Origin of the sequence: Flavobacterium sp. LB2P53, from assembly GCF_003970305.1 — a bacterium.
GTDB lineage: Bacteria > Bacteroidota > Bacteroidia > Flavobacteriales > Flavobacteriaceae > Flavobacterium.
Window position 1 is genome coordinate 61,089 of record NZ_RYDG01000010.1, and the last position, 22,258, is coordinate 83,346.

A 22,258-nucleotide genomic window follows, 5' to 3' on the forward strand; every position below is an offset into this window, starting at 1 on the left:
GATTCTATTGTGCGGTAAGCGGTTGTTCGTTTTTATATACTTTTCCGTCCTTCATTACAAATACGACCTTTTCCAGAGTTTTGATCGCATTCAAAGGATTTTCATCCACTGCAATGATGTCTGCCAAAAAGTTTTCTTTGATTTGACCTGCTTCATTTTCAAGCCCTAATAACATAGCATTCGTAATCGTTGCTGATTGTATCGCGGCTAATGCAGGCATTCCGGCTTCAACCATATACCCAAATTCTTTTGCATTTGTACCATGAGCAAAAACGCCGGCATCAGTTCCAAAAGCAATTTGGACTCCTTTTTTATACGCCTTGGCAAAAGTAGCTTTCAGTTGTGGGCCAACTTCTCTGGCCTTTGGAACTACGATGTCAGGATAAAAACCAGTAATTTCTGCATTTTTTTCTACTTCTTTTCCAGCCGTTAAGGTAGGAACTAAATAAGCATCGTATTTTTTCATTAATTCCATTGTCTCTTCACTCATAAAGGTGCCGTGCTCAATGGTTTTTATACCGCCCAATATGGCTCTTTGCATTCCTTCGTCGCCATGGGCATGGGCAGCGGTGAGCATGTTGTAATCTTTGGCTGTTGTGGTGATGGCTTTAATTTCCTCTAGAGAGAACTGCGGATTTTTACCGCTTTTTGCCACGCTCAAAACACCACCTGTAGCTGTAATTTTAATAACATCAGCTCCTTCTTTATAACGCTCTCTCACTGCTTTTACTCCTTCTTCTGGAGAATTGATTACGCCTTCATGTGGACCTGGATCGCCTACCAGTTTTCGGTTGCTTCCGTTAGTAGGATCTGCATGACCGCCTGTTGTAGCAATTGATTTTCCGGCAGTAAAAATTCGGGGACCTTTTACGATTCCTTTATTGATGGCATTTCTTATGGAGATATTTACTCCGGTTCCACCTAAATCCCTCACCGTAGTGAATCCAGCTAGAAGAGTGATTTCGGCACATCGAACGGCTTGAAATGCAACATCAGCTTCGTTGTCTATGTATTTTGACATGTAGCTCTTGGTATCATGTTCGCCTTCTATGTGAACATGTAAGTCAATAAGACCCGGTAAAACATATTTGTTTTTCAGGTTGATCTCAATGTCTTCAGGCTTGACTTTAGCGATAAAACCCTCTTGTATTTTTGTAATTTTGTTTTTAGAAACAAGGATCGTTTGGTTTGTTAATTCTTTGCCTGATAGTGTATTTAAGATTTTTCCGCAGTGCAGATAATAGTCTTGGGATGAGGCAGCTGAACAAATAAATAATGTTGAGAGAAGTAGGAAGTGGTTTTTTTTCATAGCTTATTTTTATCAATTTTATAAAAGAAACATGGTACTAAGTGTTTTTGGTGAATTTAAGTGTATTTATTCAAAAACAAGCGATTCAATCCTTTGAAATTTAGTAACAATCTGATTTCATTTCAATCCTACGGAAAGTAAAAATGGGTACAATTACAATTCTCTCTTTGAGATTTCATCTCTAATTTTTGCGGCTTTCTCATAATCTTCGTGCGACACGGCTTGATCTAACAATTCATTTAATTCCGGTAGACTGTGTTTAGAATAGGTTTCTCCGGATTGATTGCTTTCTTCTTCACGACCAAAAGTGTCCGGATTAGAAAGTACATCGTCAATTTCCTGCGAGTCTTTATTAGGGTCTAAAGGATTTGATTTTAAATAAATTCCGGCTTTGTCCAGAATGTTTTTGTAAGTGAATATAGGTGCGTTAAAACGCAATGCTAACGCAATGGCATCTGAAGTTCGGGCATCAATAATTTCTTCAATTTTATCCCTTTCGCAAATGATACTCGAATAAAAAACACCGTCCACAAGTTTGTGAATAATGACTTGTTTGACTACAATGTCAAATCGTTCTGCGAAGTTTTTGAACAAATCATGGGTCAGAGGACGTGGTGGTTTTATTTCTTTTTCCAATGCTATAGCGATGGATTGGGCTTCAAAAGCACCAATGACAATGGGTAATTTTCGTTCTCCGTCAACCTCATTCAAGATTAATGCGTAGGCTCCGTTTTGAGTTTGACTGTATGAAATTCCTTTTATAGATAGTTTAACTAAGCTCATAATTGATGTAATGGGAAAGTACGAGGTACTTTTTTTAATAAAAATTAAGCAGCAATTATAAAAAAGAAATGCTACTTAAAAGCAAAGATACAAATATCTTGTTTTTAAGTAGCATTTAAATTAATGGGATGCTATAATTTATGAATTGTGAGCTTTAAAAGCTTTAAATTTTTCAATTAATTGTGGTACGATTTCAAACGCGTCACCTACAATTCCGTAATCCGCTACTTTGAAAAAAGGCGCTTCGGGATCACTGTTGATGACCACTTTTACTTTAGAAGAGTTGATTCCCGCAATGTGTTGAATCGCTCCTGAAATTCCAATTGCAATATAAAGGTTTGTAGCTACCGGTTTTCCTGTTTGCCCAACGTGTTCTCCGTGAGGTCTCCATCCTAAATCAGAAACTGGTTTTGAACAAGCAGTTGCAGCGCCAAGAACAGTTGCTAACTCCTCTACCATTCCCCAGTTTTCCGGACCTTTCAATCCACGTCCAGCCGACACTACAATATCCGCATCAGCGATTGAAACTTTTCCAGAAACTTTTTCAACTGATTCTACTTTTACACCAAAATCAGCTTCTCCAATATTTGGGTTAAAATCTTCCTCGGTTAATGTTGAAGGTGTTTCAAAAACCCCATACGAGTTTTTGGCAAGCCCAAGTACTTTTACGTCTGTGGCAATTTCAGTGATATTGAACGCTTTGTTTGAAAAAGCATTTCTTTTTACTTGAAAAGGCGACGTTGAAACTGGTAATCCAACCACATTTGACGCATAGCCGGCTTCTAAAGCTACTGCAACAAGTGAGGAAAGATAAATACTGTCTGTAGTGGATGAAAGTAAAACTAACTTTACGTTTTCTTTTTGGGCGGCTTGTTTGATCACATCAGCGTATGCTTTTGCAGTAAACCCGGATAATTTATCGTTGGTTACTTTTAATACTTTGTCTACTCCGTATTTTGATAATTCCGAAACATCTCCAGCATTTACGGTTACAGCCGTAACAGTGGTTCCTAGACTTTCGGCTACTTTTTTTGCATAGGAAGCCAATTCGAATGCTACTTTTTTAAATTTTCCTCCCGAAGCGTCGGGAGCGTATTCCGCGTATATTAATATTGACATGATTTTTTTATTTTAGTCTTATAAGTTTAAAAGTCTAAAGTCGTAAAGGGAAATTAGTGTAAATTTCTATTCATTTGACTTTTGACATTCCGCTTTATGACAGTTAGATTACTTTTGCTTCGTTGTGTAATAAATTGATTAATTCATCTAAATTGTCAGCAGCAATCAATTTTACGGCTGATTTAGGAGCTGGTTTTTCAAATTTTACTGCTTTTGTATTCACAGCAGCGTCAACAGGCTCCAGTATTGTTAATGCTTTTGTTCTTGCAGTCATGATTCCTCTCATGTTTGGAATACGCAAATCTTTTTCTTCCACCAATCCTTTTTGTCCTCCAATGATTAATGGTAAAGTTGTAGCAACGGTTTCTTTTCCACCATCAATTTCACGAACTGCTTTTACATTAGTTCCATCAACAGTAAGACTTGTACAAGAATTAAGGAAGTTGTATCCTAAAATCCCGGCTATCATTCCAGGAACCATTCCGCCATTATAGTCTAAAGACTCTTTTCCGGCAATGATTACATCGTAACTTCCGTTTTTAATTACTTCAGCAAGTTGTTTGGCTACGAAAAATCCGTCAGTAGGAGTAGCGTTGACGCGAATGGCTTCATTGGCACCTATTGCCAGCGCTTTTCTTAAAGTAGGTTCGGTTTCTGGTCCTCCAACATTCACAACCGTAACGGTTGCGCCTTGTTGTTCTTGGAACCAAATAGCGCGTGTCAAACCAAATTCGTCATTTGGATTGATTACATATTGAACTCCATTGGTGTCAAATTCTGAATCGCCGTTGACAAAGTTAATTTTTGAAGTAGTATCAGGAACGTGACTGATGCAAACTAATATTTTCATACTTATATTTTTTATTATTCGTAATTTCTTTTACAAATTTAAAATATTAATTTGAATAATATACTATGCACGCATAATATTTTACTTAACTACTACGTTTTCGTAGCCCGGACAGCAGCGGCATCCTTCTTGTGGCTCCTTTAGCCACAGGAAGATACAGGGGAGAGCCGGAAATAGCTCCTGAAAATTATCGCTATAAATCCTGAATTAATTTAGAGTAATTTATGCTTTTAAATGATATTAAATATTTATTTTTGCTGTTCGAAAATTATCCTTCGACTGCGCTCAGGAGGACAAAATATAAAAAAATATGAGAACGATACAATTTAGAGAGGCCATTTGTGAAGCGATGAGTGAAGAAATGCGTCACGATGAGTCCATATACTTAATGGGTGAAGAAGTTGCAGAATATAATGGTGCCTACAAAGCATCTAAAGGTATGCTAGCTGAATTTGGCGAGAAAAGAGTCATTGATACTCCTATCGCAGAGCTTGGTTTTACTGGTATTGCAGTAGGATCAGCCATGAATGGATGCAGACCGATTGTGGAATACATGACGTTCAATTTTTGTTTAGTAGGTATTGACCAAATCATAAATAATGCTGCCAAAATGCGTCAGATGACGGGTGGACAATTTAATGTGCCAATCGTTTTTCGTGGTCCAACAGCTTCGGCAGGACAATTAGGAGCAACGCACTCACAAGCTTTAGAAAACTGGTTTGCGAATACTCCGGGTCTTAAAGTGGTAGTTCCCTCTACGGTTTATGATGCCAAAGGTTTGTTGAAAGCGGCTATTCGTGATAACGATCCTGTGATTTTCATGGAATCTGAACAAATGTATGGGGATAAAGGTGAAGTTCCAGATGGCGAATATGTAATTCCGTTAGGAGTTGCTGATATCAAGCGTGAAGGTACGGATGTGACAATTGTTTCTTTTGGAAAAATTATCAAAGAGGCGCATATTGCCGCTGACGAATTAGCCAAAGAAGGAATTTCTTGTGAAATTATCGATTTGCGAACTGTACGTCCTATGGACTATGAGACGATTTTAACATCGGTTAAAAAAACAAATAGATTAGTAGTTCTTGAGGAAGCATGGCCTTTTGCAAGTGTGGCTTCTGAAATTACCTATATTGTTCAAGAACGTGCTTTTGATTTCTTGGATGCACCTATTCAACGCATTACGACTGCAGATACGCCAGCGCCGTACTCTCCGGTTTTATTGAAAGAATGGTTGCCTAATGCTGGTGATGTAGTAAAAGCGGTTAAAAAAGTACTGTATAAAAAATAGTCAGTTGGAATCGTTTGATTTGGAATAAGGGCTAATAACCCGTTTTTTAATAATCAATTAATCCTGCGGTCTTAATTAACTATATTTGAAACTTCATCAATTCTTTAATTTGATGAAGTTTTTTTTTGAATGACTATGAAATCGCCATGACAGAAGCTGTCTCAAACACCAATTAAGATCTGGCGATACCATATTCCTACAAAAACAAATATTATCTACATATGAAAAAGAATCTCTTATTGTTTCTGCTTTTGTTGTTGGTCTCAGCAACTACTAGTTTTGCGCAAACAAAAGTGAGTGGTGTTGTGGTTGATAAATCCAACCTGCCCATTCCATTTGCTAATGTGGTTTTCAAAGGTTCCAGTGAAGGAATTGTGACTAATGAGGACGGTAAGTTTTACCTGGAATCCAAAAAAACATATACTACTTTACTCATATCCTCCGTTGGGTTTTCTGAAAAAGAAATTTACTTAGATAAACCGGTAAATTATAATTTCAAAATTCAGTTGAATGAAGCCGAAAGCTTAAACGAAGTAGTCGTTTTTGCCGGAAAAACATCAAAAAAGGACAATCCTGCGCTCGATATTCTGAGGAAAATCTGGGAAAGAAAACGTAAAAACGGGTTGTATCAGTTTGACCAATACCAGATGGAAAAGTACGAGAAAATAGAATTTGATATGAATTCTATTGACAGTGCTTTTATGAAAAGCAAACTTTTTAAAGGGATGGAATTTATATTCGATCAAATGGATACGTCCCGAGTAACCGGGAAAACCTATTTGCCTATTTTTATAAATGAATCACTCCATGATGTTTATGGAGACAACAAATTAAAGAAGGTAAAAGAAAAAATAAAAGCCAATAAAACGTCCGGATTTGATGGGAATCAACAGATTTTATCTTTTGTAAAAGACTTGTATTCAGATTATAATATCTACAATAATTACTTGACTTTTTTTGACAAAAGCTTTACCAGTCCGCTGTCTAAAACAGGGATTGATGTCTACAATTATGTACTGAAAGACAGTTCGTATATTGATGATAAATGGTGCTATAATATTGTTTTTTATCCAAGACGAAAAAACGAATTGACTTTCAAAGGAGATTTTTGGGTGAATGATTCCACATTTGCCATCAAGAAAATCAATATGGCAGTGACCAAAAGTGCCAATATCAACTGGGTAAAAGATATTTACTTAGAGCAGGAATTTGAAGTAGTCAGTGACTCGGTTTTCTTGTTGACCAAGGATTATTTGATGTCTGACTTTGCTTTGAACAAAAAAGAAAATTCGAAAGGTGTTTATGGAAAAAGAACTAGTTTTTACCGGAACCATCAGTTCAATACAGAATTGCCTGTTGCTTTTTATAAAGCCGAAGTCAATTATATGGATGACGAAGTCTACAATAAATCCGAGGAATATTGGAATGAAAACCGTTTTGAAAACTTAAGCAAGGATGAATTGGGCGTTTATAAAATGCTTGATACCCTGCAAACCGTAAATAAATTCAAACAATTGTACAGCTTAGTATCCATACTAGGAAGTGGTTATGTGGAGTTTAATAACTTTGATTATGGACCTGTTTTTTCTACATTTGGATACAATGAAGTAGAGGGTGTACGGTTGCGAGTAGGAGGAAGAACCTATTTTGGTCCTAACGATCCTTGGCGCATTCAGGCGTATACTGCGTATGGGTTTGATGATGATAAATTTAAATACGGACTTTCCGGAAAATGGATGGTCGACAAGAAAAATCGGATCATTTTATCCGGAGGAAATAGGCGAGACATTGAGCAAATAGGAGCTAGTTTAACAACTACAAACGATATTTTAGGCAGAAGTTTTGCTTCGTCGTCCGTATTCTCATCTGGCAGTAACGGGAAGTTAACCAACATCAATTTGACTAATGTTGCCATAGAAATGGAGCCAGTAAAAAACTTGACTTTTCAGGCTGGGATTTCGTATCGTACGCTGGAGTCTGCATCGCCTACTTTTAGCCTGGATTATTATACCAACATAGCCAATTTAGCTACTAAAAGTGATGTAAAACAATCCGAAGCGAACATTCAGATCGAGTATTCTCCAAAGCGAAAAACGATTGGTTTTGGGGTTGAAAGAAGCAATGTTGACAGTCCTTTTAGTCGTTTTTTTATTAATTACAGCCATGGATTCAAAGGGCTTTTGAACAGTAATTTCAAATATGACAAAGTACAATTATATTACAAACAGCCTATAGTTATTGGTCCATTGGGGCGAACCAATATTATTATGGAAGTAGGAAAAACTTTTGGAACAGTTCCGTTAGGATTGATAAATGTGATTCCGGGAAATCAAACTTTTTTCACGATTGAAAACACCTTCAGTAATCTTAATTTCTATGAATTTGTATCGGATCAATATGCTACTTTACAGTGGAATCACAATTTCAACGGGCGTCTTTTTTCCAGAATACCGTTCATGCGCAAACTCAATTGGAGAGAAATTATATCCGTAAAAGGGGTTTATGGAAGCATCTCTGATGAAAACAGAGCTATTAATGCTTCGGGTTTAATTTACAATGCACCTGAAAAAGGCTATTGGGAATACAGTGCTGGTATTGGAAATATCTTCAAAGTATTCCGTATTGATTTCGCCTGGCGAGGCAATTATCTCAACGTGCCGGAAACGAATCGTTTTACTGTTAAAGGGTCGTTTGGGTTCAGTTTTTAGGAGCTATTCCGGCTGTACACTATATCTTTTTATAAGGCGAATAAAAATCGCCTTATAAAAAGGATGCCGTTTCCATCCGGGCTAAAAAAACATCAGATTATGCAAGAAGCCATCGACTACCTTTTAGAAAAAGATGCTATTTTCAAAGCAATCATTGAACAATACGGAATGCCTGTTATTCCCAAAAGACCGCAAGGTTTTGAGACTCTGGTATTGTTGATTTTAGAGCAACAAGTATCGATAGAGTCCGCTAAAGCCACTTTTTTAAAAATAAAAACTACTCTAAAAACGGTAACACCGGAAATTCTTCTTCACGTATCGGATGCTGAGTTTAGGAATCTTGGCGTAAGCCGTCAAAAAACGTCTTATATCAAAGCTTTGGCGACAGCCTTAATAAATAAAGAACTTGATTTAGAAAGTTTGCCAGCCAAAACGGCTCTGCAAGTGCGCGAAGAACTCATCAAAATCAAAGGGATAGGAAACTGGACCATCGATATTTATTTAATGTTTTGTCTGCAAGAGCCTGATTTATTGCCATTAGGCGATATTGCCGTTGTACACACAATCAAGGAATTACTGGATATTCACGACAAAAATGAGATGCAAGTTCATACGTTGAAATGGAGTCCGTATCGCTCTTTTGCAACCTATCTTTTATGGCATCATTATTTAAAGAAAAGAAATAGAACCGTTTTTTACTAAAGTGCTGTTTCTTAAAATTTAATCAACAGATAACATAGATTTTTCATTGTTGAAAGGGATTCTTTACTTATTTTTGCAACCATAAAATATAGAAAAGAAAAACTAAAATGACTGCAGACAAATTAACAACTTTCGATGTTTTAATCGAAATACCAAGAGGAAGTAGAAATAAATACGAATATGATTTCGAAATAAAAAGAATGCGTTTTGACAGAATGTTATTCTCGTCAATGATGTATCCTGCGGATTACGGATTTATTCCGGAAACATTAGCCTTAGACGGCGATCCATTAGATGTATTGGTTTTGGTAAACGAACCTACTTTTCCCGGTTGTGTTATGGAAGTAAAACCCATTGGTGTTTTCCACATGGCGGATGATAAAGGACCGGATGAAAAAGTAATTTGTGTACCGGTTTCAGATCCAATCTGGAATTCATTGAATGATCTGTCAGACATGAATCCACATTTATTAAAAGAAATTGAACACTTTTTTCAAGTGTACAAAGATCTTGAAAACAAGAAAGTAGATGTAGGCGGCTGGGGAGATGTAAATGAAGCCTATGCAATTATCGCAGAGTGTACGGAGCGATTTAATCAAATTGAGAATAAACCAGAGGGATTGTTTAGTATTAAATAATTTTACGTCATAATTTTTACAAAAAAAGCAACATTCTGTTAAGAGTGTTGCTTTTTTTGTTTAAATTCGTTTTGTTACACTATTAATTTTAACCAAAAACCAAACCGAAATTATGAATACAATTATGATTTATTTGCCTATTGCGATGGCATTTATTGGACTGGCATTTATGTTTGCTAAAAGAAAATGGGTATTAAAACAGGATCCGGGTGATGGTAAGATGAAAGAGATTTCGGATTACATTTACGAAGGAGCCTTGGCTTTCTTGAAAGCAGAATATAGGTTGTTGACGTTTTTTGTCATTGGAGCTAGCATAGTTTTAGCCGGAATTTCTTTTTTCGTTCCTACTACACACATATTAATAGTGGTTGCTTTTGTTTTTGGTGCTTTTTTCTCGGCTTTAGCTGGGAACATGGGAATGAAAATTGCAACAAAAACCAATGTTAGAACCACACAAGCCGCCCGTACCAGTTTGCCTAAAGCCTTAAAAGTTTCTTTTGGTGGCGGAACCGTAATGGGATTAGGGGTTGCGGGATTGGCTGTTTTAGGATTGACCACTTTCTTTATTTTCTTTTTTCACTTCTTTATGAACGGCGTTTGGACTTCTACGGAAGATATGACCATTGTTTTAGAAACACTAGCGGGATTTTCTCTTGGAGCAGAATCAATAGCCTTGTTTGCAAGAGTTGGTGGAGGAATATACACTAAAGCGGCCGATGTTGGAGCTGATTTGGTGGGGAAAATAGAAGCTGGAATTCCGGAAGATGATCCCCGTAATCCGGCTACAATTGCGGACAATGTAGGGGATAATGTAGGCGATGTTGCCGGAATGGGAGCTGATTTATTTGGTTCTTATGTCGCAACTGTTTTAGCGGCCATGGTTTTAGGAAATTATGTAATCAAAGACATGGGCGGAACTATTCAAGATGCTTTTGGAGGAATAGGACCTATCTTATTACCAATGGCAATCGCCGGTTTTGGAATATTATTTTCGATTATCGGAACGATGGTGGTGAAAATTACAGATGATAATGCAAAAGAAGCGCAAGTGCAAAGCGCTTTAAATAGGGGAAACTGGCTTTCAATAGGATTAACCCTTATTGCCTGCTATTTTTTAGTGCAATACATGTTGCCAGAAACCATGAAAATGGATTTCTTTGGAGAAGGAACTAAAGAAATTTCATCCATGCGTGTTTTTTATGCTACAATTGTAGGTCTGGCAGTAGGTGGACTCATTTCGTCAGTAACTGAGTATTATACAGGATTGGGTACAAAACCTGTTATGGCAATTGTTCAAAAATCTTCAACTGGAGCAGGAACAAACGTAATTGCAGGATTGGCAACCGGAATGATTTCTACGTTTCCAACGGTTTTATTATTTGCAGCTGCAATTTGGACTTCCTACGCATTAGCAGGATTTTATGGTGTGGCTTTAGCTGCTTCAGCGATGATGGCAACAACGGCCATGCAATTGGCAATCGATGCTTTTGGACCCATATCGGATAACGCCGGTGGAATTGCTGAAATGAGCGAATTGCCAAAAGAAGTACGTACCAGAACGGATATTTTAGATGCTGTAGGAAATACAACTGCAGCAACCGGAAAAGGCTTTGCTATTGCTTCGGCAGCATTAACTTCACTAGCTCTATTTGCTGCGTATGTGACTTTTACAGGAATTGACGGAATCAATATTTTTAAAGCACCAGTTTTAGCAATGCTATTCGTGGGTGGCATGATACCTGTAGTTTTCTCGGCATTAGCGATGAATTCTGTCGGGAAAGCCGCAATGGACATGGTGTATGAAGTACGTCGTCAGTTCAGGGAGATTCCCGGAATTATGGAAGGAACCGGAAAACCGGAATATGCTAAGTGTGTTGATATTTCGACGAAAGCCGCTTTGCGCGAAATGATGTTGCCGGGAATATTGACAATTGGTTTTCCAATTGCAATTGTTTTGCTTGGCAAATTAGTTTACGGAGACAACAACCAGCTAATCGCCGAAATGTTAGGGGGTTATATGGCCGGAGTTACCGTTTCGGGTGTGCTTTGGGCTGTTTTTCAAAACAATGCCGGTGGTGCTTGGGACAACGCTAAAAAATCTTTTGAAGCGGGAGTTCTGATTAATGGAGAAATGACCTATAAAGGTTCTGATGCGCATAAAGCGGCCATTACTGGCGATACTGTTGGAGATCCGTTCAAAGATACTTCTGGACCATCAATGAATATTTTAATTAAATTGACGTGTTTGATAGGACTTGTTATTGCACCAATTTTAGGTAGTGGCAATCATACATTGGCTAATAAAGCCGCATGTTGTGCTGTTTCTGAAATGTGTACTTCAATATCTAAAGAAGAGTGTCTTGCTAAAGGATGTGACAGTAAAACGTGTAGATTTATGAATGCTTCCGCAGCAGTAACTGAAATGGTTTCGGAAAAAGTTACGATAGAAAAAACCAATGTTGATGGAGAAGTAAAAGCAACTATTAAAACTAATATTAACGGAAAAGAAAACATTCAAAGTTTTGAGGGAACTGACGCAGAAGTTCAGGCTAAAATTGATGATTTAAAGTAATCAATATCTTGTAAATATAAATGCCTCACAATTGTGAGGCATTTTTTGTTTTTATGTATTTTATCACCAGTTTCTACTCCCTCTCCTTCGGAGAGGGTTGGGGAGAGGATTCTAAAACAACCCATTCAACTCCGCATCAATTCTATTAAAAATAGTTCCTAAATCTTCGGGATTATCAACAAAATTCATGTTATCCACATCAATGATTAATAGTTTTCCTTTGTCATAGGTTTGAATCCAGCCTTCGTAGCGTTCGTTCAAACGACTCAAATACTCAATGGATATTGAGTTTTCATATTCACGGCCGCGTTTGTGTATTTGTCCAACTAAGTTAGGAATAGAACTCCTTAAATAGATCAATAAATCAGGGGCTTTAACGGTAGATTCCATTAATTCAAAAAGAGAAGAATAATTTTGGAAATCCCGATTGGTCATCAAACCCATAGCATATAAATTAGGAGCAAAAATATGGGCGTCTTCATAAATAGTTCGGTCCTGAATGATTTTTTTACCGCTTTCACGAATTTGCATCACCTGACGGAAGCGACTATTCAAGAAATAGATTTGTAAATTAAACGACCAGCGCTCCATTTGATGGTAAAAATCATCTAAGTATGGATTGTCGACTACATCTTCATAGTGGGGCTCCCACTTAAAATGTTTGGCTAATAAACGCGTTAAAGTAGTTTTTCCTGAACCTATATTTCCTGCTATTGCTATGTGCATTACGGTATTGTGATTTTATAATTTGTAATTCCTGAAGTTGTAAAAATAGATAAAATTTGGTCTTTGTAATAGAATTTTTTAAACGTTTTTTCTGAAATTTCAATTTCAGTTTTTTGGTTTTTTTCCAAATCCTGCAAAATTAAAATCCCATTTTTAGAATAGATGATCTGATTTTCATTTATAATTTCAATCGAGTCAAAATCAGAAACTTTTTCTTTGTTTGCTATTCTGCCAAAAATATCGCAAGTGTACCAGTTGTTTTTACCGTCCATCCAATAGAAGATGTTGAAATCTGAAGCGTAATTCTTAATACTTTCAGTAAAAGGAACTGAAATAGTTTTGTAATCCTTGTTCAAATAATCATATAATCCCAGTTGCTGATTCATACTGTTGTAAACCCACAACTGATTTAGAGCAGCAATACCAATTGCAGTGGCTACGATTGGAATTGTATTTTCTGAAAAATTGATTTTCTGAGTTTCATTCAATTGATTGTCCAAGATGATAACTGTATTGAAATTTTCGTAAAATAAAACAATTTTCAAAGGGTTATGCAAATCTATTTTTGTGATTCTACCCAAAGAAATATTTTTGTATTCTAAAGTATTCCGTGTTCCAATTTTAGAAAAAACATTGTTATGGATGGTGTAGTAAAAACCAAATGAATCATAACCTAAAAACGCATCTCCATCAAAACGAATAGAATCGATTTTAATGGCTGTTAGTTTTTGGTTCTGACTAAAAACTACTGAAAATGAAGCGATAAACAGCAATAATATTACTTTTTTCATACAGCGAAATTACAATTAAACGGTATATAATTTTGATTGTTTTATTATTATTTTAACAGAATGCTTGTAACAAAAATATTATTTTTCACTCTTATTCATTAAAACCCAATAGTTATGTATAAAGTAATTTACGCAATAATAGTAACAATTGCATCGTTTTTGGGGCTTCGCGCTCAGGAATTTCAAGGAATGGCAGTGTATGAATCAAAAACCAGTACCTCCGATTTCAAAACACGAATGGAAGGCAATAAGGATATGACTCCTGATATGCAAAAAATGATTGAGGAAAGTATGAAAAAAATGTTCGAAAAAACATTCATTCTTAATTTTGATAAATCGACATCAATTTATAAAGAAGAAGAAAAGTTAGAGGCTACAGGTCAAGCTGGAGGTGGAATGCGCATAATGAATGCAATGAGTGGCGGCGGCGGAACTTATTAAAAAAGGACGCCAAATTTGAATACAGAATTCAGGCCTACAATTTACTAAATACAAGGTCTAGATTGAACAACTCCTTTAGCGTAAATGGCTTTAATGCGAATGAAACGATTATTTTACCACGATTTGTGACCTTTATTTTAAAGTACAATATATAGCCAAATTAAAAAGGGATTTTGACTGAACAAAATCCCCTTTTTCATTTTAAATCTGTACTGAATTACAATCCAAAAGCAGTTTTAACTTGGTCAACAAAATCTAATTTTTCCCAAGTAAACAATTCAACAGTCACGGTTTTTGTTAATCCTCCTGGAGCAGTAAAAGTTTTAGTAACCGTTTCTGGAGTACGTCCCATGTGCCCGTAAGCAGCAGTTTCGCTGTAGATTGGATTTCTTAATTTCAAACGTTGCTCTATAAAGTACGGGCGCATATCAAAAATAGCTTCTACTTTTTTGGCAATTTCTCCATCAGTTAATTTCACTTTTGATGTTCCATAAGTTTCTATGAAAATACCCATTGGTTTAGCAACACCAATGGCGTAGGAAACCTGTACTAAAATTTCGTCAGCAACACCTGCTGCAACTAGATTTTTAGCAATGTGACGAGTCGCATAAGCCGCACTTCTGTCTACTTTACTAGGGTCTTTACCAGAGAATGCACCACCACCGTGAGCACCTTTTCCACCGTAAGTGTCTACAATAATTTTTCTACCTGTTAGTCCAGTATCTCCGTGAGGTCCTCCAATGACAAATTTTCCTGTTGGATTGATGTGGTATTTAATTTGATCATTAAATAAATGAGCACTCGTTGGATTTTTTGCAATGATTCTTGGAATCAAAATTTCGATGATGTCTTTTTTGATTTTAGCAAGCATAGTAGCTTCTTCGTCAAAGTCATCGTGTTGTGTCGAAATTACAATAGCTTCAATTCGAGTTGGTTTGTTGTCATCACTGTATTCTAACGTCACTTGAGATTTAGCATCCGGACGCAAATAGGTGATTTCGTTATTTTCACGTCTTAAAACAGCTAATTCTTTTAATAATTTATGAGATAAATCAAGTGCCAAAGGCATGTAATTTTCTGTTTCATTTGTTGCGTAACCAAACATCATTCCTTGATCACCAGCACCTTGCTCTTCAGGATTTGCTCTATCAACACCTTGATTGATGTCAGCAGATTGTTCGTGTATAGCAGAAAGAATACCACAAGAATCCGCTTCAAACATATAGGCGCTTTTGGTGTAACCAATTTTCTTGATTACATCGCGAGCGATTTGTTGCACATCTAAATAGGTATTTGATTTTACTTCACCTGCCAAGATTACTTGACCTGTAGTTACTAAAGTTTCGCAAGCTACTTTTGAGTCAGCATCAAATGCCAAAAAATTATCAATTAATGCGTCTGAAATTTGATCTGCAATTTTGTCTGGATGTCCTTCGCTTACAGATTCTGACGTAAATAAATAGGCCATAATAATTATTATTTTAAATTAAGCGAGAAAAAATAATTGCTAAAAAGGACTAAAGAAGAGTTTCTGCTTTAGCATTTTTTCTACTGAAAAACGTTCAGTATTCATAATGAATTTGTTTCATTATGAAGAGGTTGCAATCAGTTCAAATTTTTCCTCTTGTATTTGGTTGCAAATGTATGAAACCATTTTGAATTGCAAATTAATCTTTTGTTTTTTTTGAGAATAAATATTTTTCGGGTTCTAAATTATTAAGAAAAAATAATATTTAAAATAGTTTCGCTATTATTTTCTTAAACTTATTTGGATATTTAAAAAATAATTTGCAATTTAGAAATTCTAATAAAGTAAAAATGAAATTTAATATTTGTAATATGTTTAAGGTCGCACAGGAAAATTCCTGAGGGTTGCGTATTGCATAATTTAAATCAAATTATATATCAAAAGCTTCCCGGATAACGGGAAGCTTTTTTTTTGAATAGTAATAAACAGAATAGATTTTTTAGTCACAAAAAGCCTCGATGAATAACCTAAAAAGCCAAAAAACAAATAACGCAACAGTCAATAACATGATTTGTGTCAATGCCATTATGTGTATTCGCGGCTGTTGATTCCAAAAGTAAGTGTATAACTTAAAACCCTTTTGGATATGGATCTAAAAGGGTTTTTTGTTTTTCTGATTTTTTCAAATCTCACAACAATTCATACAAGGAGACCAAAAATGAATATTAACACCTAACACCTAAAAATTATGAGCACAACAAAGTATTTTACAAAGACATTTCGGTTATTAAAAAGTATTAATTTCAGAAATAAAAAAGAAAAGGAAAACGATTCTAAGAATGAATTGATTCATCCTAGATTTGAGATCTCAAAGAACGATGTTTTGGCACAAAAAATAGTGACTAATTCATTGCTTTTCCTAATGTATTCCCAAGAGAATGAAGCGCTTTTTATTTAATAAATCCGAATTTATTTTTGGTTTTGAGATTTTCAAAGGATGTTTAAAAGTGTTGTTTTGACGAAGTAAGAAAACGGGATGAGTATTCTCATTACTTCGTCAGAATAACAATTGCGTGTGAATTGTTTTTTGTATTTATGGTGCCCAAAGAAATAAACGAATCCACATAAAAATTTGGTTGTTACAAAAAATAGTGGTTAATTTGCTTCTTTAAGTTCAAAAACGTATTGAAATGTTATAAAGAAAGGCAGAGGGATTAGACCCGATGAAGCCTTAGCAACCCTTCGATTTATCGAAGAAGGTGCTGCATTCTACCACGCTCATCGTGGAAAGATAACACTAAGAATTAGTCTAGATAACGCCTGACTTTCTTTATAATATTTCCAAACACAGATCAAAAATCATAAAAGATTTGCCATTGGAAAATAAACCAACCTCTATTACATTTCAAAATTTCACCACTAAAAGTGGCGCTTTTTATGCTACCTTAAACGTAAGTTTTCAAGTTTTTGGGCCAGAATTGCATACGGCACCAATTGTTTTGGTCAACCATGCTTTAACCGGAAATTCACAAGTTGTGGGCGAAAACGGTTGGTGGAATGATTTAATTGGAGCACACAAAACCATAGATACTACAAAATATACAATACTCGCATTTAATGTTCCCGGAAATGGTTTTGATGGTTTTGAGATCGAAGATTATTTAGATTTTACTGCCAGAGACATTGCCAGGATTTTTATTGAAGGGATTCGGGTTCTGGATATTAAAAAACTATACGCCATTATTGGGGGTTCTGTAGGTGGCGGAATTGCTTGGGAAATGGTCGCTTTAGAGCCAAAAATCACACAGCATTTAATTCCTATCGCAACGGATTGGAAATCGACGGATTGGTTAATTGCCAATTGCTTTTTGCAGGAACAAATTCTCAACAACTCTTCAAAACCTATTGAAGACGCTCGCACTCATGCTATGTTATGCTATAGAACTCCGGAATCATTTGCTGCAAAATTTCAGCGAACCACCAATGAAGAATTGGGGATTTTTAATGTAGAAAGCTGGTTGCTACATCACGGCGAAAAATTGCAGAAACGTTTTCAAATTTCGTCATATAAAATGATGAATCAACTGTTGAAAACAATCGATATCACCAGAAACTGCACATCATTCGAAGAGATAACTTCAAAAATTGAAGCCGAGATTCATATTATTGGAATCAATTCCGACTTGTTTTTTACGGCAAATGAAAATAAAGCAACGTACGAGGAATTAAAAAAATATAAAAAGAGGGTTACCTATCAGGAAATAGTTTCCATCCACGGACACGACGCTTTTTTGATAGAATACAAACAATTACACAATTTGCTTCAGGATATATTCTAAGCCAAAAAACACAACACAATGAAAATATTAAAATTTGGAGGTAAATCGTTATCGAATGGCGACGGAATAAATAAGGTGGTTGCAATTATTATTGATAAAGTAAATCAAGGCGAGGAAATTGCTATTGTAGTTTCGGCGCGAGGAAATGCTACGGATGAATTAGAAGAAATTTTAAGTATTGCCGCTAAAAACGGAGTTTATAAACCTCTTTTTGATGATTTCAAAAAATACCAACAAGACGAATATCAAGACGTAGATTTGTCCGAAGAGTTCCATGTTCTTGAAAAATTATTCGAAGGCGTCAGTTTAATTGGTGATTACAGCAACAAAATAAAAGACCAAATTTTATCAAAAGGGGAACTACTTTCGGCAAAATTACTGACGGCAATTTTGGTCGAAAATGGGATAAATGCCCGTTTTGCAGATACTCGGGAATTGATAAAAACCGATTCGAAATTTGGTGATGCACAACCTTTGGAACAAATTTCGAAGAAAAATGTCATCAATTATTTCAAACAAAATAACGGAACAACCGTAAATATTGTTACAGGTTTCATTGGTTCAAACACAAATAATGACACGACCACTTTAGGAAGAAACGGTAGCAATTACACCGCTTCGTTGATTGCGAATTATTTGAATGCGGACGAATTACAGAATTATACGCACGTAGACGGAATTTATACCGCTAATCCGGATTTAGTAGTTGATGCAAAGAAAATTGACCATTTGTCGTTTAATGAAGCCAATGAAATAGCCAATTTTGGTGCTACGATTCTTCATGCCAAAACGATCATTCCTTTGTTGGAAAAAAACATTCCGCTTCGTATCTTGAATACGTTCAACCATGAAAATAAAGGAACATTAATCACTTCCAATTCAAACAAGGAAGGGATCAAAACACTTTCGGTGCTTGAAAATGTTTCGTTAGTGAACCTGGAAGGAAGAGGATTACTGGGAAAAACAGGTGTTGATGCCCGTATTTTCAGAGTGATGGGCGATAATGATATTAGCGTAAGTATCATTTCTCAAGGTTCGTCAGAAAGAGGAATTGGTTTAGTTGTTGCCACTGATAAAGCGACAAAAGCAATGATTGAATTAGAGAAAGAATTCGAAAATGATTTCTATTCGAAAGATGTAAATAAAATCACGGTGACGGATGATGTTTCGGTGATTTCTATCATTGGTCAGGATTTAAGTACTTTTCACAAGCCATACACGGCGTTGATAAAAAATAAAATTGTCCCGATTCTTTTCAATAATACCGTTACGGGTAAAAACGTGAGTTTGGTGGTCAAAAAATCGCAATTGAACAAAGCCTTAAACGTAATTCACGGAGAGATTTTTGGAGTAGCTAAGAAAATCAATATCGCTATTTTCGGACATGGATTAGTTGGTGGAACGTTGATTAACCAAATATTGGAATCAGCAGCAACTATCGAGAAAAGAAAAGATATCAAACTGAATGTTTTTGCAATTGCCAATTCAAGTAATGTACTTTTGAATAAAAATGGCGTTACTCCAAATTGGAAAAATGAAATCCAGAACAATGGCTTTTCTTATACTATAGATGATGTAATTGCCTACGCAAATGAGCATCACTTGGAGAATTTGATTGCGATTGATAACACGGCAAGTGCTGAATTTGTTGGGAATTATATAAAATTAGCTGAAAACAGTTTTGATTTGATTTCGTCTAATAAAGTGGCTAATACGTTAAGCTATAGTTTTTATAAAAAATTACGAAAAGTGCTGGCGGATAATCAAAAGAGTTATCTTTATGAAACTAATGTGGGTGCAGGATTGCCATTGATTGATACGATTAAATTATTGCACCTTTCGGGTGAAAATATCACGAAGATTAAAGGTGTTTTCTCTGGAACATTGAGTTATTTGTTCAATAATTTTTCTGCAAAAGAGGCTTCGTTTAGCGAAATATTGAAGGAGGCCATTGACAATGGGTATACCGAGCCGGATCCAAGAGAAGATTTGTGCGGGAACGACGTAGGTAGAAAATTATTGATTTTGGCAAGAGAATTAGACTTGCAAAATGAGTTTGAAGAAATTGATATTCAAAATTTAATTCCAGAACATTTGCGTGAAGGCGATGTTTCGGATTTCTTGAATAAATTGACCGAGTTTGATCCAATTTATGCTAAAATAAAAGCCGACCAAAAGCCCAATCACGTCCTGCGATACATAGGCGAATTGTCAGGCGATTTGCAAAATGACAAAGGTAATCTAGAAGTAAAATTAGTTTCCGTACCTTCGGATACTGCTTTGGGAGGCTTAAAAGGTTCTGATTCTTTCTTCGAAATTTACACTGAATCGTATGGCGACAGACCAATCGTAATTCAAGGTGCAGGTGCAGGATCTGCGGTAACGGCGAGAGGTGTTTTTGGTGATATTTTGAGATTGTCGGATAAAGGGTAGCCCCCATACCCCTGAAGGGGGAATAAAAAGATTGCAGATTGCTTCGCCAGTTCGAGCAAGCTCTCGGGTGACGATTTTTGATTTAACATATATAAAAGTAAAATCTGCGTCCAAATAAATATAAATAATAAAAAAGGGACTGCCTCCAGTCTTGGCTCCCTTCCCTTCGGGGAGGGTTGGGGAGGGGAATAATATGAAAATAACATTAAACAGAGTAAACGACAACTTCCACTTTGAATTAAAAAACGAGCGTGGTCACTTAGTAAATGTGGATAGCCGACCAGAATTTGGCGGAGACGATAAAGGCGCAAGTCCAATGGAATTAGTATTGATGGGTGTTGCGGGTTGCAGTGCGATTGATATGATTTCGATTTTAAAAAAACAGCGTCAGGAAATCACTTCTTTCAAAGCTGAGGTCGAAGGAGAACGGGTACAAGTAGGAGAAGCAAAACCATTCAAGGATATTACTGTAGTATTCTTTTTGGAAGGACCTATTAATGAAGAAAAAGCAGCGAGAGCCGCACAACTTTCTTTCGAAAAATACTGTTCGGTTTCTAAAACATTAGAGCCAACAGCAACCATACACTATAAAGTAGTTTTGAACGGAGTTGAATTGGCGTAAAGCTAAAATAGTCAACTTCTAAAACTTTAATTTTAAACAATAAAGAGCTTTTTTTTATAGAAAAATTATGCGGAAAAACTTTGTGAATCTCTGTGATTCCTTTGCGAATCTTTGTGAAACAACTCTTTGAAATCTAATAATAATGAACGATCAAGAATTTGGTTTTGAAACCTCAGCCATCCGTACCCAATTAGAAAGAACACAATATTTAGAGCACTCGGTTCCTTTGTACTTAACTTCTAGTTTTGTATTTGAGGATGCCGAAGATATGCGTGCTTCTTTTGCCGAAGAGAAAGACAGAAATATATATAGCCGTTACAGCAACCCAAACACGAACGAATTTGTTGATAAAGTGTGTATAATGGAAGGTGCGGCAGCTGGTTTTGCCTTTGCTTCAGGAATGGCAGCAGTGTATTCAACCTTGGCAGCTTTATTGAAATCTGGAGATCATATTGTTTCTTCGAGTAGTGTTTTTGGAGCGACACATTCTTTATTTATCAATTATTTTCCAAAATGGAATATTGAAACCTCCTATTTTGATATTAATAAGCCGGAAACAATTGAAAGTTTCATCACACCAAATACAAAGATTCTTTTTGCGGAATCACCTACCAATCCTGCTGTTGATATTATCGATTTAGAACTTTTAGGAACGATTGCTAAAAAACATAATTTGATTTTGGTAATTGATAACTGTTTTGCAACACCTTATCTGCAACAACCAATAAAATGGGGTGCGCATTTAGTGGTGCATTCCGCTACAAAGTTAATGGACGGTCAAGGTAGAGTGTTGGGAGGAATAACAGTTGGTGATGCTGAATTGATTCAAAAAATCTATTTGTTTTCTCGACTTACCGGTCCTTCTTTATCGCCTTTTAATGCTTGGGTATTATCAAAAAGTTTAGAAACTTTGGCGATTCGTTTAGACAGGCATTGTGAAAATGCGATGAAAGTAGCGGAGTTTTTAGAGCAGCATCCGAATGTGAATCGCGTGAAATATCCGTTTTTGAAATCGCATCCACAATACGAAATTGCTCAAAAGCAAATGAAGTTGGGCGGAAATATTGTTGCTTTTGAAATAAAAGGGGGGCTTGAAGCCGGAAGAAACTTTTTGGATAAAATAAAATTATGTTCTTTATCACCAAATTTAGGAGATACCAGAACAATCGTTACGCATCCAGCATCGACAACACATAGCAAATTATCTGTTGAAGAACGTTTAGCAGTGAGTATTACCGATGGTTTAGTTCGTGTTTCAGTAGGATTGGAAACCGTAAAAGATGTGATTGCTGATTTGGAGCAGGCGCTTTCGTAAAGTTCATGACGATTGAAGCCATACAATAGTCCAGGGTTTAAACCGTGGTCAATGTGGTTTATTTAAGAACGTTTAGCAGTGAGTATTACCGATGGTTTAGTTCGTGTTTCAGTAGGATTGGAAACCGTAAAAGATGTGATTGCTGATTTAG

General features: G+C 36.1%; 19 protein-coding genes and 1 riboswitch (1 of these 20 running past the window's edge). Of the genes, 12 read left to right on the forward strand and 7 right to left on the reverse strand.

Translation table 11 applies throughout. The features are described 5' to 3' along the window. Positions 1 to 4: 4 nt before the first annotated feature. The 4 genes from EKL95_RS12380 to EKL95_RS12395 all read right to left on the reverse strand — a co-directional run bounded on the left by EKL95_RS12380 (position 5) and on the right by EKL95_RS12395 (position 4,061). Entirely contained in the window at positions 5 to 1,309 is a 1,305-nt protein-coding gene (locus tag EKL95_RS12380; protein WP_126564325.1) for a metal-dependent hydrolase family protein, read from the reverse strand. Positions 1,310 to 1,462: 153 nt separating this feature from the next. Beyond that, a complete protein-coding gene (locus tag EKL95_RS12385) occupies positions 1,463 to 2,092 on the reverse strand; it encodes a bifunctional nuclease family protein (RefSeq protein WP_126452972.1) in 630 nt (209 codons plus the stop codon). A gap of 138 nt (positions 2,093 to 2,230) precedes the next feature. Then, positions 2,231 to 3,211, reverse strand: coding sequence for an electron transfer flavoprotein subunit alpha/FixB family protein (locus EKL95_RS12390; protein WP_126457448.1), 981 nt, complete (start codon positions 3,209 to 3,211; stop codon positions 2,231 to 2,233). A gap of 103 nt (positions 3,212 to 3,314) precedes the next feature. Beyond that, the gene (locus EKL95_RS12395) at positions 3,315 to 4,061 is read right to left on the reverse strand and encodes an electron transfer flavoprotein subunit beta/FixA family protein (RefSeq protein WP_126452978.1); all 747 of its coding nucleotides are present in this window, start codon (positions 4,059 to 4,061) and stop codon (positions 3,315 to 3,317) included. Positions 4,062 to 4,371: 310 nt separating this feature from the next. Between EKL95_RS12395 and EKL95_RS12400 the strand changes: the two genes are divergently transcribed. The 5 genes from EKL95_RS12400 (at position 4,372) to EKL95_RS12420 (ending at position 11,972) form a co-directional block, all read left to right on the forward strand. Then, on the forward strand, positions 4,372 to 5,352 hold the full coding sequence (locus EKL95_RS12400; RefSeq protein WP_091255586.1) for a pyruvate dehydrogenase complex E1 component subunit beta: 981 nt from the start codon (positions 4,372 to 4,374) through the stop codon (positions 5,350 to 5,352). A 221-nt stretch (positions 5,353 to 5,573) separates the two neighbouring features. After that, entirely contained in the window at positions 5,574 to 8,060 is a 2,487-nt protein-coding gene (locus EKL95_RS12405; RefSeq protein WP_126564326.1) for a DUF5686 and carboxypeptidase-like regulatory domain-containing protein, read from the forward strand. 99 nt (positions 8,061 to 8,159) lie between these two features. Continuing rightward, complete coding sequence (locus EKL95_RS12410; RefSeq protein ID WP_126564327.1) at positions 8,160 to 8,762, forward strand: DNA-3-methyladenine glycosylase family protein; 603 nt, start codon at positions 8,160 to 8,162, stop codon at positions 8,760 to 8,762. A gap of 107 nt (positions 8,763 to 8,869) precedes the next feature. Then, a complete protein-coding gene (locus tag EKL95_RS12415) occupies positions 8,870 to 9,400 on the forward strand; it encodes an inorganic diphosphatase (RefSeq protein WP_126452987.1) in 531 nt (176 codons plus the stop codon). Positions 9,401 to 9,512: 112 nt separating this feature from the next. Beyond that, positions 9,513 to 11,972, forward strand: a complete 2,460-nt coding sequence (locus EKL95_RS12420) for a sodium-translocating pyrophosphatase (protein WP_126564328.1) — start codon at positions 9,513 to 9,515, stop codon at positions 11,970 to 11,972. A 111-nt stretch (positions 11,973 to 12,083) separates the two neighbouring features. Here the strand turns inward: EKL95_RS12420 and EKL95_RS12425 are convergent, their stop codons facing one another. Together EKL95_RS12425 and EKL95_RS12430 are read right to left on the reverse strand one after the other, a co-directional pair. Next, on the reverse strand, positions 12,084 to 12,698 hold the full coding sequence (locus EKL95_RS12425) for a deoxynucleoside kinase (RefSeq protein WP_126452993.1): 615 nt from the start codon (positions 12,696 to 12,698) through the stop codon (positions 12,084 to 12,086). Next, positions 12,698 to 13,489 (reverse strand): hypothetical protein, encoded by a 792-nt coding sequence (locus EKL95_RS12430; protein WP_126564329.1) that lies wholly within the window; start codon positions 13,487 to 13,489, stop codon positions 12,698 to 12,700. Before EKL95_RS12430 ends, EKL95_RS12425 begins: the two co-directional genes overlap by 1 nt. 114 nt (positions 13,490 to 13,603) lie before the next feature. Here EKL95_RS12430 and EKL95_RS12435 point away from each other — a divergent pair, with 114 nt between their 5' ends. Then, complete coding sequence (locus tag EKL95_RS12435) at positions 13,604 to 13,930, forward strand: hypothetical protein (protein WP_317125167.1); 327 nt, start codon at positions 13,604 to 13,606, stop codon at positions 13,928 to 13,930. 217 nt (positions 13,931 to 14,147) lie between these two features. Here the strand turns inward: EKL95_RS12435 and metK are convergent, their stop codons facing one another. Further along, positions 14,148 to 15,398: a methionine adenosyltransferase gene (gene metK, locus EKL95_RS12440; protein ID WP_126564330.1), complete on the reverse strand. Its 1,251-nt coding sequence runs from the start codon at positions 15,396 to 15,398 to the stop codon at positions 14,148 to 14,150. Between the two features lie 748 nt (positions 15,399 to 16,146). Between metK and EKL95_RS12445 the strand changes: the two genes are divergently transcribed. The 6 genes from EKL95_RS12445 to EKL95_RS12470 form a co-directional block, all read left to right on the forward strand. Continuing rightward, a complete protein-coding gene (locus EKL95_RS12445; RefSeq protein WP_126554980.1) occupies positions 16,147 to 16,356 on the forward strand; it encodes a hypothetical protein in 210 nt (69 codons plus the stop codon). A 232-nt stretch (positions 16,357 to 16,588) separates the two neighbouring features. Beyond that, positions 16,589 to 16,696, forward strand: a riboswitch (SAM riboswitch). 78 nt (positions 16,697 to 16,774) lie between these two features. Then, complete coding sequence (locus EKL95_RS12450; protein WP_233589420.1) at positions 16,775 to 17,737, forward strand: alpha/beta fold hydrolase; 963 nt, start codon at positions 16,775 to 16,777, stop codon at positions 17,735 to 17,737. An 18-nt stretch (positions 17,738 to 17,755) separates the two neighbouring features. Further along, a complete protein-coding gene (gene thrA, locus EKL95_RS12455) occupies positions 17,756 to 20,170 on the forward strand; it encodes a bifunctional aspartate kinase/homoserine dehydrogenase I (RefSeq protein WP_126554984.1) in 2,415 nt (804 codons plus the stop codon). A 193-nt stretch (positions 20,171 to 20,363) separates the two neighbouring features. Beyond that, complete coding sequence (locus EKL95_RS12460) at positions 20,364 to 20,792, forward strand: OsmC family protein (RefSeq protein WP_126457437.1); 429 nt, start codon at positions 20,364 to 20,366, stop codon at positions 20,790 to 20,792. 142 nt (positions 20,793 to 20,934) lie between these two features. After that, on the forward strand, positions 20,935 to 22,107 hold the full coding sequence (locus EKL95_RS12465; protein WP_126457436.1) for a trans-sulfuration enzyme family protein: 1,173 nt from the start codon (positions 20,935 to 20,937) through the stop codon (positions 22,105 to 22,107). A 78-nt stretch (positions 22,108 to 22,185) separates the two neighbouring features. Further along, positions 22,186 to 22,258: the 5' portion of a PLP-dependent transferase gene (locus tag EKL95_RS12470; RefSeq protein ID WP_126564332.1), read on the forward strand. It continues 104 nt past the right edge of the window; the window shows 73 of its 177 coding nt (coding positions 1–73); its start codon is at positions 22,186 to 22,188; its stop codon lies off the right edge, out of view.

Bases quoted from the DNA above. Each gene is read 5' to 3' on its own strand.
- EKL95_RS12380 (WP_126564325.1), bottom strand. From the start codon at position 1,309: ATGAAAAAAAACCACTTCCTACTTCTCTCAACATTATTTATTTGTTCA.
- EKL95_RS12385 (WP_126452972.1), bottom strand. From the start codon at position 2,092: ATGAGCTTAGTTAAACTATCTATAAAAGGAATTTCATACAGTCAAACT.
- EKL95_RS12390 (WP_126457448.1), bottom strand. From the start codon at position 3,211: ATGTCAATATTAATATACGCGGAATACGCTCCCGACGCTTCGGGAGGA.
- EKL95_RS12395 (WP_126452978.1), bottom strand. From the start codon at position 4,061: ATGAAAATATTAGTTTGCATCAGTCACGTTCCTGATACTACTTCAAAA.
- EKL95_RS12400 (WP_091255586.1), top strand. From the start codon at position 4,372: ATGAGAACGATACAATTTAGAGAGGCCATTTGTGAAGCGATGAGTGAA.
- EKL95_RS12405 (WP_126564326.1), top strand. From the start codon at position 5,574: ATGAAAAAGAATCTCTTATTGTTTCTGCTTTTGTTGTTGGTCTCAGCA.
- EKL95_RS12410 (WP_126564327.1), top strand. From the start codon at position 8,160: ATGCAAGAAGCCATCGACTACCTTTTAGAAAAAGATGCTATTTTCAAA.
- EKL95_RS12415 (WP_126452987.1), top strand. From the start codon at position 8,870: ATGACTGCAGACAAATTAACAACTTTCGATGTTTTAATCGAAATACCA.
- EKL95_RS12420 (WP_126564328.1), top strand. From the start codon at position 9,513: ATGAATACAATTATGATTTATTTGCCTATTGCGATGGCATTTATTGGA.
- EKL95_RS12425 (WP_126452993.1), bottom strand. From the start codon at position 12,698: ATGCACATAGCAATAGCAGGAAATATAGGTTCAGGAAAAACTACTTTA.
- EKL95_RS12430 (WP_126564329.1), bottom strand. From the start codon at position 13,489: ATGAAAAAAGTAATATTATTGCTGTTTATCGCTTCATTTTCAGTAGTT.
- EKL95_RS12435 (WP_317125167.1), top strand. From the start codon at position 13,604: ATGTATAAAGTAATTTACGCAATAATAGTAACAATTGCATCGTTTTTG.
- metK (WP_126564330.1), bottom strand. From the start codon at position 15,398: ATGGCCTATTTATTTACGTCAGAATCTGTAAGCGAAGGACATCCAGAC.
- EKL95_RS12445 (WP_126554980.1), top strand. From the start codon at position 16,147: ATGAGCACAACAAAGTATTTTACAAAGACATTTCGGTTATTAAAAAGT.
- thrA (WP_126554984.1), top strand. From the start codon at position 17,756: ATGAAAATATTAAAATTTGGAGGTAAATCGTTATCGAATGGCGACGGA.
- EKL95_RS12460 (WP_126457437.1), top strand. From the start codon at position 20,364: ATGAAAATAACATTAAACAGAGTAAACGACAACTTCCACTTTGAATTA.
- EKL95_RS12465 (WP_126457436.1), top strand. From the start codon at position 20,935: ATGAACGATCAAGAATTTGGTTTTGAAACCTCAGCCATCCGTACCCAA.